9 protein-coding genes are annotated in these 13,874 nt (G+C 65.4%); 3 read left to right on the forward strand and 6 right to left on the reverse strand.

The window, feature by feature from the left end; translation table 11 throughout:
* The first annotated feature begins 55 nt into the window (after positions 1–55).
* Positions 56–955: a lipid A hydroxylase LpxO gene (lpxO, locus tag GJ700_RS05100; protein WP_154371595.1), complete on the forward strand. Its 900-nt coding sequence runs from the start codon at positions 56–58 to the stop codon at positions 953–955.
* On the opposite strand, the gene GJ700_RS05105 is transcribed toward lpxO, so the two are convergent.
* Positions 942–1,286, reverse strand: coding sequence for a hypothetical protein (locus GJ700_RS05105; protein WP_154371596.1), 345 nt, complete (start codon positions 1,284–1,286; stop codon positions 942–944). The genes lpxO and GJ700_RS05105 overlap by 14 nt on opposite strands.
* A 35-nt stretch (positions 1,287–1,321) precedes the next feature.
* Positions 1,322–2,593 (reverse strand): NRAMP family divalent metal transporter, encoded by a 1,272-nt coding sequence (locus GJ700_RS05110; RefSeq protein ID WP_229506814.1) that lies wholly within the window; start codon positions 2,591–2,593, stop codon positions 1,322–1,324.
* Between the two features lie 148 nt (positions 2,594–2,741).
* Between GJ700_RS05110 and GJ700_RS05115 the strand changes: the two genes are divergently transcribed.
* The gene (locus tag GJ700_RS05115; protein WP_154371598.1) at positions 2,742–4,460 is read left to right on the forward strand and encodes a methyl-accepting chemotaxis protein; all 1,719 of its coding nucleotides are present in this window, start codon (positions 2,742–2,744) and stop codon (positions 4,458–4,460) included.
* Between the two features lie 107 nt (positions 4,461–4,567).
* Here GJ700_RS05115 and GJ700_RS05120 read toward each other — a convergent pair whose 3' ends face one another.
* Complete coding sequence (locus GJ700_RS05120) at positions 4,568–4,765, reverse strand: oxidoreductase-like domain-containing protein (RefSeq protein ID WP_154371599.1); 198 nt, start codon at positions 4,763–4,765, stop codon at positions 4,568–4,570.
* Positions 4,762–7,890 carry a diguanylate cyclase domain-containing protein gene (locus GJ700_RS05125; RefSeq protein WP_154371600.1) on the reverse strand — a complete coding sequence of 1,043 codons (3,129 nt, stop codon included), beginning with the start codon at positions 7,888–7,890 and terminating at the stop codon, positions 4,762–4,764. The genes GJ700_RS05120 and GJ700_RS05125 overlap by 4 nt, the downstream gene beginning before the upstream one ends.
* 557 nt (positions 7,891–8,447) lie before the next feature.
* Between GJ700_RS05125 and GJ700_RS05130 the strand changes: the two genes are divergently transcribed.
* On the forward strand, positions 8,448–9,878 hold the full coding sequence (locus GJ700_RS05130; protein WP_371867858.1) for a DEAD/DEAH box helicase: 1,431 nt from the start codon (positions 8,448–8,450) through the stop codon (positions 9,876–9,878).
* A 75-nt stretch (positions 9,879–9,953) separates the two neighbouring features.
* On the opposite strand, the gene GJ700_RS05135 is transcribed toward GJ700_RS05130, so the two are convergent.
* Complete coding sequence (locus GJ700_RS05135; RefSeq protein WP_154371602.1) at positions 9,954–11,882, reverse strand: hypothetical protein; 1,929 nt, start codon at positions 11,880–11,882, stop codon at positions 9,954–9,956.
* Positions 11,879–13,852, reverse strand: a complete 1,974-nt coding sequence (locus GJ700_RS05140; RefSeq protein WP_154371603.1) for a hypothetical protein — start codon at positions 13,850–13,852, stop codon at positions 11,879–11,881. The genes GJ700_RS05135 and GJ700_RS05140 overlap by 4 nt, the downstream gene beginning before the upstream one ends.
* Between the last annotated feature and the right edge of the window lie 22 nt (positions 13,853–13,874).

Consider the following 13,874-nt stretch of genomic DNA (forward strand, 5'->3'; position numbering starts at 1 on the left):
GCAGCGGCCGGCATTTGGCGGTATCATTACCGATTGCTCAAATGCTGGAGGCTCCATGAAGCTGGCGCTGGTTGCTGTTTATTTGTTGTCTGTTTTCCATATTCACTTCCGTGGCAGGGTGCGTTTGCCGTTCATGCGCCAGTTGTTCGACCATTCGTCGTTCATGGCGCCGATTAACTGGTTCATGCACACATTTTCCCGCGTGCCGTCCAAACCCTACCTGCCGCTGGACCAGTTCAAGGAACTGGAACCGCTGGCCGCCAACTGGCAAGTGATCCGCGCCGAAGCGGAAGCACTGCGGAACATGCAAAAGATCAAGGCAGCGGAACAGAATGACGACGCCGGCTTCAATTCCTTCTTCAAGAACGGCTGGAAGCGTTTTTACCTGAAATGGTATGACGCCAGCCACCCGTCGGCCGAACAGCTGTGCCCGCAAACCTATGCGCTGTTGAAAAACATCCCGTCCGTGAAGGCCGCGATGTTTGCGGAACTGCCGCCGGGCGGCAAGTTGAATCCGCACCGCGACCCGTTTGCCGGTTCGCTGCGCTACCACCTGGGTTTGGCGACGCCGAACGATGACCGCTGCTTTATCGACGTCGATGGCGAGCGCCACAGCTGGCGCGACGGCCAGGGCGTGATGTTCGATGAAACGTATATCCACTGGGCCATCAATGGCAGTGACAGCGACCGCATCATCCTGTTCTGCGACGTGGAACGCCCGATGCGTTTCGGCTGGGCACAAGCCATCAACCGTTTCCTGGGCCGCACCATGATGACGGCGGCCAGCTCGCCCAATGAAACCGGCGACCAGACCGGCCTGGTGTCGAAGCTGTTCAAGATTTCGTTTTACATGGGACAGTACCGCCGCCGCTTCAAGGCGTGGAACAAGACGGTCTACAAGATCACCAAGTTCGGCCTGATCATCGCCCTGGCGGCCGCGATCATCTTCCTGTGACGTTATCCCCGGCCGGCAATCGCTGGCCGGCTTCCTCCGGCGTCAGCATCCACACGTTGACGATCAAGCCGTCCCGGTCTTCCTCATAATTCACCACGATGTTCCTGCCGCGCAGGCTGGCGGGCGTTTCAATCAGGTTGTCCTGGTTGAAGATGCGCGCGCTGGGCGCCAGGCGGCGCGGCTTGCCATCGATGACGATATCGGGATGGTAGGCCGGTGTCATCGTGCCCCGTTTCGCGTTGGCGGGGAAAGGCCGCTCCGCATGGGCGGGCAGGGCCGTCAGCAGGGCCGTGAACAGGGCTGCGGCGGCAAGAAGAGTGGGAGAGCGCATCGTTCCAGCTTACCGAAGTGCGCCACCGCCTGCAATCAATTCGCGGCCGTCATGAACATCGCCGCAACAGCGGTCGCCATGGCCGCCGTACACAGCCACCCCAGCGCCTTCAGCCAGCCCGGCAAGACCTGTTCGCCCATGACGGACGGTTGCCCGCCCAGGTGCATCATGACCGCCATCACCGGCACGGCAATGACGCCATTGATGACGGCGCTCCAGTACAGCGCCTGGATCGGATCGAAGTGCGTAAAGCCCAGCGCCACGCCCGCCAATGTGGACGCGGCGATGATGCCGTAAAACTTGCGGGCCGCCGATGGCGCCAGTTCCAGGCTGTTACGCCACTGAAAAGTCCCTGCCACCGCGTACGCTGCCGAACCGGCCAGTACGGGGATGGCCAGCAGCCCCGTGCCGACGATCCCCAATGTAAACAGGATGAACGCGAATTCCCCCGCGACCGGGCGCAGCGCGGATGCCGCCTGCGCGGACGTGGCGATGTCGCGTACCCCGTGCGCATGCAGGGTGATGGCCGTGGTCAGCATGATGCAGAACGCCACCAGGTTGGAAAAGCCCATACCGATCAGTGTATCGAGCTTGATGCGGCGGTATTCCTCATCGGCCTGTTCCGGCGCCCGCTTCAGCGCTTCCGCCTGCGGGTCGGCGCGCAATTCCTCCACTTCCTGCGACGATTGCCAGAAGAACATGTAGGGGCTGATCGTCGTGCCCAATACCGCCACCACGGTGGTCAGCCACGCGGGCGTCCAGCGCAGGTGCGGCAGCACGGTTTCGCGCAGCACTTCCAGCCATGGCACGCGCACCACCAGCAAGGTCGCCACATATGCCAGCAGCGCCAGGGTCAGCCACTTCAGGATGCGCACATAGCGCTGGTACGGGATCACGATTTGCAGCAGCAGCGACAGCACGCCGAAGCCCGCCGCGTACAACGGCGCCGGGCCGCCCGCCAGCAATTGCACGGCCTGGCCCATGGCCGCGATGTCGGCCGCGATATTGATGGTGTTGGCCACCACCAGCAGCGACACGATCCCGTACAGCAGCGGCGCGGGGCAATGGCGGCGGATGTTCGACGCCAGGCCCCGCCCCGTGACGCGGCCGATGCGGGCGCTGGTCATCTGGATACCGACCATCAGCGGATACGTCAGCAGCACCGTCCATAGCATGCCGAAGCCGAATTGCGCGCCGGCTTGCGAGTACGTCGCGATGCCGCTGGGATCATCGTCGGCAGCGCCGGCGACGAGGCCGGGACCCAGTTTGCTGGTCCAGGAACCATGGTGGCGTGGTGTCGTATCCATGCCAACCATGCTAAGGGCGGCACGGCTGACCCGTCCGTTAAGGGCCGAACATTGTTGTGTCCACGCCCTTGCTTTGTACGGGGCGGTGGCCCATGATGTAAGCCTGTAGTTGCCGTTCTGCATACTCATCCAAACAACAGGAGATGCTATGAAGTGGTTCTACAACTTGCGGATCGCAAGGAAGCTCAATATCACGTTCGGGATCGTGCAAGTGCTGACCCTGTTCCTGGGTGTCAATGCACTGATGGCCATGGGGCGCATGCACGCCGCTTCCGACGACCTGGCGACGGACTGGATGCCCAGCGTCCAGGGAGCGATGGCAATCCGCATCGATGTCGGCGAATTCAGGCGCTGGGAACTGTCGCACATGGTTTCCACCGATGAGGCGGGCCATGCGAAGTACGAAAAGCGCTTGGCCGACACGCTGGCTCTGCTGGAAACCCACCGCGCAGCCTATACCAAGCTGATTTCCAACCCCGAAGAGCAGGCGCTGATTGACAGTTTCGGCAAGGCCTGGCAAGACTTCATGGGCGACCATAACAAGTTGCTGGTGTTGTCGCAGCAGGGCGACAAGGACGGGGCGCGCAAGCTGGCTGCCAGTTCGTCGGCCGACAAGCTCGCTGGCGTGATCACGACGCTGGACAGCCTCGTCAAACTGAACGCGGATGGCGGCGATGCCGCCAACAAGGAAGCCGGCGCTGTCTACAACCGTTCGCTGTGGAGCATCGGGGCGCTGGTGGCGGCGAATATGGTCATCGGGATCATCATGCAATTATGGCTGGCCCGTATCGTCTCGAGGCCGCTGCAGGATGCCGTGTCCGTGGCGCGCAAGGTGGCTGCGGGCGATTTGACGGTGTCGATTGACGTCAAGAGCAAGTGCGAAACCGGGGACTTGATGCAGGCGCTGAAAGACATGCTGGCCAGCCTGCAATCGCTGGTGGCGCAAGTGCGCACCGGCACGGACACTATCGCCACCGCGTCCACGCAAATCGCGTCGGGCAACCAGGACCTGTCGGCCCGTACCGAACAGCAGGCCGGCTCGCTCGAAGAAACCGCCTCGTCGATGGAACAGCTGACGTCCACTGTCAAGCAAAACGCGGACAATGCGCGCCAGGCCAACCAGCTCGCGCAATCGGCGTCCGGCATCGCCGTCAAAGGGGGCGACGTGGTCAGCCAGGTGGTGGGCACGATGGCGTCGATCAACGAATCGTCGCGCAAGATTGTCGACATCATCGCCGTCATTGACGGCATCGCGTTCCAGACCAATATCCTGGCGCTGAACGCCGCGGTGGAAGCGGCCCGCGCCGGTGAGCAGGGACGCGGTTTTGCCGTGGTGGCGTCCGAAGTGCGGTCGCTGGCGCAGCGTTCGGCGGCCGCCGCGAAAGACATCAAGACCTTGATCGGCGATTCGGTCGACAAGGTCGAAGCCGGGTCGAAGCTGGTGGACGAGGCGGGCGCCACGATGAATGAAATCGTCGCCAGCATCACGCGGGTGACGGACATCATGTCGGAAATCACCGCGGCCAGCCAGGAGCAAAGCGGCGGCATTGCCCAGGTCAATGACGCCATTACGGACATGGATCAGTCGACGCAGCAAAACGCGGCGCTGGTGGAGCAGGCCGCCGCCGCCGCGGAAGCCATGATGGAACAGGCGGCGCATTTGAGCCAGGTGGTCAGCGCATTCAAGCTCGATGCCGGGGCCATGGCGCTGGGGGCGGCGCGGACGCCGGCGCCGAAAGTCGCTCAACCGGCTGCGCGGGCGGTGGCGTTGGCCAAGCCGGCACTACAACCAACATCGCAAGCCGCGCCACAGCCAGCTCGCAAGCGGGCGAATGCGCCCGTGGCCGACGAGTGGGAAGAATTCTAGCGATGCGGCAAACTCGGTAGGGCGGTTTCCGCCTTGGCGGAAGCCGCCATGCGTGCGTTACCATGGCACTTGCATGGCGGCTTGGCTGCGCCAAACCGCCCTACGGGTTAGTTGTCCGTGGCCCTATCCGGATGCCTGGCCTGCCAAGCCGCCAGGTCTTCCCGGTATTTGTACAGCGCTTCGGTATATAACTCTTCCACGCAATAGGTGCAGCCGCTGTGGCAGCAATCGCCCGGTTGCGGTGGTTCCGGCGGTTCAGGGCGGGGATCGGCGTCCACTGGCGCCGAAGTCGTTTGAGTCGTCATGCTGCTTCTGCCTTATTCATTGCCAGCAACGCCTGGTTGCGGCCTCGTTGTTTTGCCCGGTACAGCGCTTCATCCGCCAGTTGCACCAGCATGTCCGGGCTGTTGGTATCGTCCGGCGCCAGCACGGCCACGCCGATGCTGATGGTAACGACACCGAACGGCGACGCGTCGTGCGGCAGCGCCAGGCGCTGCAATTCCGCGCAAATGGCGGCCGCCGTGCCATACGCATCGGCCGCGTTGGTGCTGGCCGACAGCAGCGCAAATTCTTCGCCGCCATAGCGCGCCACCAGGTCGGTGGTGCGGCGTCCGTGCGACGTGATCAGTTCCGCCACCCGGCGCAGGCAGGCGTCACCCGCCTGGTGGCCATACAGGTCGTTGTACTTCTTGAAGTGGTCGACGTCCAGCATCGTCAGCGCCAGGGTCTGGCCGGTACGCGCGGCGCGCCGCCATTCGGTGGCTAGCGCGGCATCGAAGCCGCGCCGGTTGCGCACGGCCGTCAAGCCGTCGGTGGTACTGAGCGCTTCCAGTTTGCGGTTCGATTCTTCCAGCTGCGCCGTGCGCGCCGCCACCAGTTGTTCCAGCATCGCCTGCTGGCGGGTCAGGCGGCGGATGCGCCAGCGGTGCGCACAGGCCAGCGCGCCCAGCACCAGCATGGCGGCGCCCAGGCGGAACCACCAGCGCTGCCAGAACGGCGGCGTGATCGTGATCGACAGCGTGGCCGGTTCCGTGCTCCACACGCCCCGGTGGTTGGCGGCGCGCACGCGGAACGTATAGGTGCCGGGATTGAGGTTGGTGTAGCTGGCGCTGCGGTGCGCCGCATCCGTGACAACCCAGTCCGGATCGAATCCCACCAGCTGGTAGGCATAGCGGTTTTGCAGCGGTTCCGTGTAATGCAGCGCGGCGAATTCAATGGAAAACACGGATGCCTGCGACGACAGCGTCAGCGCGCGCGGCGCCGTCAGCGGGCCTTCCAGCCGGATGCCTTCATCGCGCGCACTGTCGCCCAGCGAACGGTTGAACACGGTCACGTCCGTGATCGCCACTTGCGGCGCCACCGACGTGCTGCGCACGGCGTCCGGATTCACGGCCGTCATGCCATGCACGCCGCCGAAATACAGCGTGCCGTCCGGCGCGCTGGCGACGGAGTTGATGGTGTAGCCATCGGTCAGGCCGTCGGAGGGCGTGTACAGCATGGCCTTGCCGCTGGCGGGATCGAGGCGGTACAAGCCGGCGATGGTGCTGGCCCAGATATGGCCCGCGCGGTCGCTGCGCAGCGCCAGGACTTTGGCGCCGTTGACCGCCTGCGCCCATGAGCGGATCGTGATGTTGCCGCCGCTGGCGACCAGCTGGTTCAAGCCTTTCGCCGTGCCGACCCACAGCGCACCCTGCGCATCTTCGTGCAGGCTGGAGACATTGTCGTCCAGCAGCGAGGCGGCGTCGCCTGCCACGTGGCGGAAATGCCGGAAGCGGCCGGTGGCGGGATCGAGCATGTCGAGGCCGCCGCCATTCCACTCGGAACCTGCCCACACCCGGCCGCTGCGGTCTTCCAGTACGGCCGATGTGCCATTGACGGCGCGGCTGTGCGGATCTGCCGGGTCATTGAAGTACAGGCGGTGCTGGCCGCTGCGCGTGTCGTAGCGCACCAGGCTGTTGCCGGTGCCCAGCCACAGTACGCCGTGCTTGCCGGGCGTGATGGCATTGATGTAATCGCTGGCGGTATTGCCGAAGCGGATCACTTGCACGCCAGCCTTGCCGAGGCGGTTCAAGCCGGTCGGCGTGCCCACCCACAGCGGTCCGTCGCCATCTTCCTGGTACAGGCTGTAGACGATGCTGTTGCTGAGCTTGCCGGCTTTGCCCGGCTCGCCCTGCCACCGTTGCAGTATCGCGCCGGTGGCCGGGTCATACAGGCTGAGGCCGAGATTGCCGCCCAGCCAAACCTTGCCGCCCGGCGCGGCGGCCAGGCTGACCAGCGCGTTGGATGCGGCCTGGTCGCGGTTGTCGAGGCGGTGCGGCACGTGGCGGCGGAAGCCCGCCGTGTTCAGGTTGGCCAGGCTGACGCCATCCGTGAACGACGCCACCCACAGCATGCCGCCGCGGTCTTGCATCATGGCGCGCAAGTTATTGCCGGGCAGCGAATGCGGGTCGCCGGGCTGGTACTGGTACTGGTCGAAGCGTTGCGCGCCTTCATTCCAGCGTAGCAGCCCGGCCGACAGAGTGGTGGCCCACAGCACACCGTCGCGGTCGATATAAAAGCTGGTGACCCGGCTGGCGGGCGATGCGGCCAGCTGGCGCTGTTCCCATGGCTGGCGCGTATCCCACACCACCACGCCGGCCTCGGTGCCGATCCACAGGCGGTGCCGGCTGTCGAATTGCAGTGCGCGCACGATGTTGAGGCGGGTATCCGGCTTGTCGGCGCGGTCCAGCCGGTAATGGCGGAAGCTGCCGGCGCCGGGCGCCAGGTAATCGAGGCCGCCGGGCCAGGTGCCGGCCCAGACGCCGCCCGCGCTGTCAACGGCCAGCGCATTCAAGTCATTGCTGGCCAGGCTGCCCGCGTCTTGCGGGTTGTGCTCATGGGTGGCGGTGAATTTGCCGGTGGCCGGATCGAAGTGTTGCAAGCCGCCCCACGTGCCGACCCACATGCCGCCTTTGCCGTCCGCGACGATATTCTTGACGATGCCCTTGTTCGGCGGTCCGTCTTCCGGCAGGAAGGGGGTGAAGTCGTTGCTTTCCGGGGTGTAACGGGCCAGGCCGTTCGACGTGCCGGCCCACAGCCGGCCCTGGGCATCCTGGAACAGCGCCGCCACACGGTCGTGCGGCAACGTGCCCGGCTTTTCCTGCTGGTGCGCGAATTTGACGGCCTGGTAGCCGTTATAGCGGTACAACCCGTTGCTGTGCGTGCCGATCCAGATGAAACCTTGCTTGTCTTGCAAGAGTGCCAGCATCGACGGTTCATCATTGCCCAGCGGACCCAGCTTGCGGAAGCGCAGCGATGGCGCATCGGCGGTCGAACTGCCGGCCGTGGTGGCCGGGGCTGACGCAATGGCGTTCGTCAGCGGCAGGGTCAGGGACAGGGCGAACAGCAGGGCGCAGCGCCGCAGCAGCGGTGAAAAATATAAGTTTGCCATCCCTGTTATTATACGTTGAGCAATACTTTCTCTGGAAAAAATGCTGTTCTCGTGTACAGTTGCCGGAATTTAGGGTATCGTGTAGGCCGCTGAATTTGTGTCCTTCCGCGCGGGCGCTCCCGCTGAGAGCCTGCATTTAAGTAGCCCACCTCCCGCCATTTCCCGGCCCCCGGCGATGCCTGCCCAGGGAACGGTGAGTCCAGGATGATAGTATCCCGCACGGAAACATTGTGAATAATTTTATGTCCGAACTCCAGAATACTTCCGCCGTACCTGCACCTGTTACCGCACCGGCGCCAGAAACTGCGCCACTGCCGGACAATACCCAGCCGGGTGACACCCTGGCCGCTGTGGCTGTCGAGGCGCAGCCTGATAACGCTGCGCCCGCTGCCGCGCCGCCGGCTGCGCCGCCGCCCGCTCCCGTGGCGGAAGCCCCGGTTGCCGTTGCTGCGCCAGCGGAGACTGTCGCGGCTGTGGCCGTAGCGTCTGCCGCCGCTGCGCCGGTCGTTGCGGCGCCTGCCGCTCCCGCCGACGTTCCCGCCGCCGCGCCGGCGCAAGTGCGCTTTTCCGACTTCGGCCTGTCGTCCGATATCCAGCGCGCGCTGACGGCGCAGGGTTACGTGCATCCGACGCCGATCCAGGCGCAAGCGATCCCGGTCGTGCTGAAAGGCCGCGACGTGATGGGCGCCGCGCAGACCGGTACCGGCAAGACCGCCGGCTTCTCGCTGCCGATCATCCAACTGCTGCTGGCCCACGCGAACAGCAGCATGTCGCCTGCGCGCCACCCGGTGCGCGCGCTGATTCTGACACCGACCCGCGAACTGGCGGTACAGGTGGCGGAAAACGTGCAGGCCTACAGCCAGTTCACGCCGCTGCGCGCATGCGTGGTGTTTGGCGGCATGGACATGAAACCGCAAACGGAAACGCTGCGCCGCGGCGTGGAAATCGTGATTGCCACGCCGGGCCGCTTGCTGGATCACGTCGAGCAAAAGAACATCAGCCTGGCGCAAGTGCAGATGCTGGTGATGGACGAAGCGGACCGTATGCTGGACATGGGCTTCCTGCCCGACCTGCAGCGCATCATCAACCTGTTGCCGAAACAGCGCCAGAACCTGATGTTCTCGGCCACGTTCTCGCCGGAGATCAAGAAGCTGGCCAACAGCTTCCTGACCGACCCGGTCACGATCGAAGTCGCGCGCAGCAATGCCACGGCCGACCGCGTGACGCAGGTGGTCTACAAGGTGCAGGAAGATTACAAGCGCGACCTGGTTGCGCACCTGCTGCGCCAGCGTGAATTGAAACAGGTGATCGTGTTCTCGAACACCAAGATCGGCGCGTCGCGCCTGGCGCGCAGCCTGGAGCAGGAAGGCATGAAAGCGTCCGCCATCCACGGCGACAAGACGCAGCAGGAACGCATGGCCGCGCTGGAAGCCTTCAAGAAAGGCGAGATCGACATCCTGGTGGCCACCGACGTGGCGGCGCGCGGCCTCGACATTTCCGATTTGCCGTGCGTGATCAACTACGACTTGCCGTACAACGCGGAAGACTACGTGCACCGTATCGGCCGTACCGGCCGCGCCGGCGCATCGGGCGATGCGATCTCGATTTATTCGGACAAGGACGAGCGCCTGCTGGTTGACATTGAAAAGCTGATCAAGCAAACCATTCCGCGTGGTGACCTGGCCGGCTTTGCGCCTCCGTCGTCCCGCGTGGGCCGCGATGACCGTCACGGCGAGCGCCGTGCCACCAGCGCCGGCGCCGGCGCCGGTCCGCGCCGCGAATTCGAAGCGCGCGGCGAGCGTGGTGAACAGCGCTCGGCCGACCGCCGCCCATCCGGTCCGGTGCGCCGCGAAAAAGTCGATCCGTGGTTCCTCAAGCCCTACGAGCCAAGCAAGAGCAGCACACCGGCGCAGTCCGCGCAGCCGCTGGCGCCGACCAAGCCGAAGCGCCAGCTGGCGGCATTGCTGGGTGGTTTGCGCAAGATTTAATGAATGGCGCCTGACACCATTGGCTAAGAAAAAAACGCGTCGCAGAGTGATCTGGGCGCGTTTTTTTATGGCCGATTACTGCACCTGCCGCACGCTGACGTCGTGCATGAAGAACGCCAGCTTGCGCGTATCTTGCGGCGCCGGCTGGTGTGGCGCTTCATGCACCAGCTCCACCAGCAATTGCGTGCCGGGCGCCTTGTCGTCCGGCAGCGCCAGCGCGTCATACCGGTCCAGCGCGATCCAGCCCATATCCTTGCCATCCAGCTTGACGCGGGTGCGGCGGTTGCCATCGAGGTAACGGCCATTGATGGCCAGCCAGCGTTTGCCAGGCAACGCAGGGACCGGGATGCGCAATTGCGATACCGCGCCATCCGACCACACGCCATCCCAGCCGCCGGCGCCTGCTTCCGGCTTGCTCCATCCTGCCGCCAGCACATCCGGTTGCAGCTGGAACTGGCTGAGTCCAAGGTACAGCTGGTTAGGATCGCCATCGCGGCATTGCACCGGGCCATCGATATAGCGCCATGGGTTCAATGATTCCTTGATGCGGTTGCCTGGCGCCAGTTCACGGCCCGGGCCGCACAATGCGCTATCGATGCCGCGCCGTCCCCGGTGATACAAGGTCAGTGCGGGCTGGCCATCGCGCCGGTAAACATAGATGGCGGCCGGATCGGTGGCGCCGTCCACATGGTGCAGCCGTTCGATAAAGATTTCCGGATCGGGGTGGTACCACTGCGGCGCATGGCGCAGCACCCATTGCGCCAGCGGACTGAATTCCTTGTAACTGTATTGCATGGCGTGCGCCATGCCGCCGGCCTGGAGCGCCAGCAGCAGCGCACAGGCAGGCAGCGGCCAGCGTGGCACGGCGTGCAATCGCCACAGCAAGGCGAAGGCCAGCGGCATCGCTGCCCAGAAACCATAACGCATCATGCCGGCCGCGCCGGAATTCCAGTTCGTGACCGACAGCGCCGGCACGGCCAGCGCGAACGTCAGCGCGGCGCTCAGCGCCGTCATGGCCAGCGGGCGGCGGGAAGAGGGCGGTCCGGCCATGTCGCGCGCGGCCCACCACAGCAAGCCACCCGCCAGCGCGGGAATGGCCACCAGCAAGCCCTGGTTCAAGTCCAGGAAAAACGAATGCAGCCGCTGCGCGCCGATCAGGCCAGGGTTTGAAAAATTCTGCGCGATGATGCTGGGCACGCCGAACCAGGCCAGGTTGAACAGCGGCGGCATGGCCAGCAGTGTCACGCCCAGCGCCAGGCCCGCCAGTTGCCGTGGGCCGAACAATTGCCGCAGTATGCGCAGGACGCCAGGCCGGCCGCCGGTGCATGGCATGGCGCACCATTGCAGCAGCGGCGCACAGGCAAAGAAAAACACGATGCTGGGGTTTTGCTGGGACGCCAGCCCCGCCAGCAGGCAGGCGCGCAGCGGCGCGCCGCGCGCATACAGGCACATGGCCGACAGCAGCGCGGCCGCGCTGAAGCATTCCGGGCTGCTCCAGTTCCAATACAGGATGCCGCCGCAGGCAAGGAACAGCGCCAGCCCGAACAGCGCCTTGCGCGCGCCGCCCAGCAGCTGGTGCAGGCACAGGCCCAGCACGAAGATTGACGCCAGGTTGACCGCCTGGAAGCATTTGAAGGGATCCAGGCCCGCCAGCCGCAAGACGCGGAACGGGACGCTGGCCAGCGCCGCATAGGTAAAGAAATGCACGCCATAGACATTGCCATCGGCGGCGTGGGCGAACGTGGAGTAGGCGTTGGCTTGGCCGGCGCGCATGGCGTCGCCCAGTTGGCGGTAGCTGGCGGCAAAGCCGGGCGCCAGTGCGGCGCCCAGTTCCAGGTCGCTGTGGCGTAAGTCCGGCGTGTGGTGCGTGCCCAGCGCGACGGTTTGCAGCGTGTACTCGACCGCGTCGCCGGAATGGTTGGGCGGTACCGCGGCAAATACCGCGGCCAGCGCCAGCAGCAGGGCCAGCGCAAAGTTGCGCAAGGAGGACGGCGCCGCCGTCATTGCAGGCTCACCTGCTCCAGGTAGAACGCGAGTTGACGCCCATCCTGCGGACCGGGACTGTGCGGCGCTTCATGATGCAATTCAATCTGCAGGCCGCTGGTTGTCGCGGCCTTGGGAATGGGCGCCGATTCGCCGGCCTGCAAGTCAAATTTGCCCATGTCGACCCCGTTGATCACGACACGGGTGCGGCGGTTGCCGGTGAAATAGCGGCCACGGAAAGCAATCCGCGCATGCATGCCGGGCTGCCCATAGGCCACCGTCAGGCGCGAGACGTCCCCGTCGCTCCACCTGCCGCCCGGTTTGCCCGGCGATTGTTCCAGCACGCTCCAGCCGCTGCCCGCAGAAACAAACGGTCCGGCGGAAAACCGGTCCGGCGAGAACGTGGCGGGGGTGATGCAGCGCACCGGGCCGTCCAGGTATATCCAGTCGCCGCGGCGCCGCGTCACGCCGCTGCCGCTCAGCGTTTCACTGGCGCCGCACAGCTTGCGCGCCGCGTCGGGAACGGCGCGGTGGTACAGCGCTTTCCAGATGTCGTTACCGTCGCGCAGCACGTAGACTTGCATGCTGCCGGGGAGGAAGTCGTCACGGCCGGACACGCGTTCGGCGAAAATTTCGGGTTCCGGGTTGTACAGCTTCGGCATCCGCTGCAACACGAATTTCGCTGTCGGACTCAATTCCACCGCGCTGTACGTGGTGCCCGCCGACATGGCGGCAGCTTGCAATGCGAAGACGCCGGCCAGCAGCACGTACGGCCAGCGCGCCGCGCCGCGCAGGCGCCACAGCAGCAGGAACACGAAGGGCATGGCGCTCCAGTAGGCGTAGCGCATGACGCCGGCCGCGCCGGAATTCCAGTTATGCACCGTCAGCGCAGGAATCGCGTAAGCAATGGCCAGCGCGATGCACAGCAACAGCGCCAGCGCGCGGCGGCGGCGTTCCTGCAGCGGCACGCCGCGCCAGCCCGACAACAGCAGCATGGCGGCGACTGCGGGAATCGCCATGATCATGCCCTGGTTGAAATCGAAAAACAGCGAATGCAGGCGGCCCACGCTCATCATGTCTCTGGCCGTGCTGATGGTGGCGATGATGCTGGGTTTGCCGAAGACGTGCAGGTTGAACAGCACCGGTATCGCCGCCAGCGCGCCGCCCAGCAGCAGGCCGGCCAGCGGGCGGGGGCGCAGCGTGTCCAGCACACCCTGGCGCAGGCTCACGCCCGGTTGCAAACACCAGGCCAGCACTGGCAGCGCGCCCAGCGTGATGATGATGCTGGGGTTTTGCATGGCCGCCAGGCCCACCAGGGCGCCGCCGCGCAACGGGGCGCCGCTGCAATACCACGCCAGGCCCGCCAGCAGGGCGGCCGCGCTGACGAATTCCGGGCCGCTCCAGCTCCAGTACAGCCAGCCGCCGCACAGCATGAACAACACCACGCCGGCGCCCGCGCGCAGCGCCGCGCGGCGGTCATCGCGTGCCACGGCAGCCGCGCCGGCCGGCGCGCCGGCGAACAGGTGCAGCAGCGCCAGCGCCAGCACCGGCAGCATGGCGAGGTTGGCAGCCTGGTAGCACAGCAGCGGCGTGATGCCGGTCCACTGGAACAGCTTGAACGGTACCGCTGCCAGCAAGGAGTAGGCGGGGAAGTGGATCGCATGGATTTTGCCGTCCAGGCCGGGGTAAAAGCCGGGCACCATCGGCGTGTTGACGGGGTCGCGCCGGTAAGCGTCGAGCTTGTCCAACTGTCCGTGCAAGTCCGCCGGCAGCAAGCCCCGCATGGCGGCGATATCGTCGGCGCGCACGTCGGTGCCGCCATGCGATGCGGCCGATACCGTCATTTGCAGGTATTCCGCGAAGTCGCCCGTCAAGGCCGCCCGCTGGTCCGCCAGCAGGGCCAGGATGGCCAGCAGCACGGCCAGCATCAGGCAGCGCGCGCCGGACAGCGCGGGTACTTGCAGGCGAATGGACGGGGACAGGGAGCTCAAAGGGATTTCCGTTCGTGTTGAG

It is taken from the genome of Pseudoduganella rivuli, assembly GCF_009674485.1.
GTDB lineage: Bacteria > Pseudomonadota > Gammaproteobacteria > Burkholderiales > Burkholderiaceae_D > Rugamonas > Rugamonas rivuli_B.

Excerpts from the sequence above, each read along its gene's own strand:
- lpxO (WP_154371595.1), top strand. The coding sequence starts at position 56 with ATGAAGCTGGCGCTGGTTGCTGTTTATTTGTTGTCTGTTTTCCATATT.
- GJ700_RS05105 (WP_154371596.1), bottom strand. The coding sequence starts at position 1,286 with ATGCGCTCTCCCACTCTTCTTGCCGCCGCAGCCCTGTTCACGGCCCTG.
- GJ700_RS05110 (WP_229506814.1), bottom strand. The coding sequence starts at position 2,593 with ATGGATACGACACCACGCCACCATGGTTCCTGGACCAGCAAACTGGGT.
- GJ700_RS05115 (WP_154371598.1), top strand. The coding sequence starts at position 2,742 with ATGAAGTGGTTCTACAACTTGCGGATCGCAAGGAAGCTCAATATCACG.
- GJ700_RS05120 (WP_154371599.1), bottom strand. The coding sequence starts at position 4,765 with ATGACGACTCAAACGACTTCGGCGCCAGTGGACGCCGATCCCCGCCCT.
- GJ700_RS05125 (WP_154371600.1), bottom strand. The coding sequence starts at position 7,890 with ATGGCAAACTTATATTTTTCACCGCTGCTGCGGCGCTGCGCCCTGCTG.
- GJ700_RS05135 (WP_154371602.1), bottom strand. The coding sequence starts at position 11,882 with ATGACGGCGGCGCCGTCCTCCTTGCGCAACTTTGCGCTGGCCCTGCTG.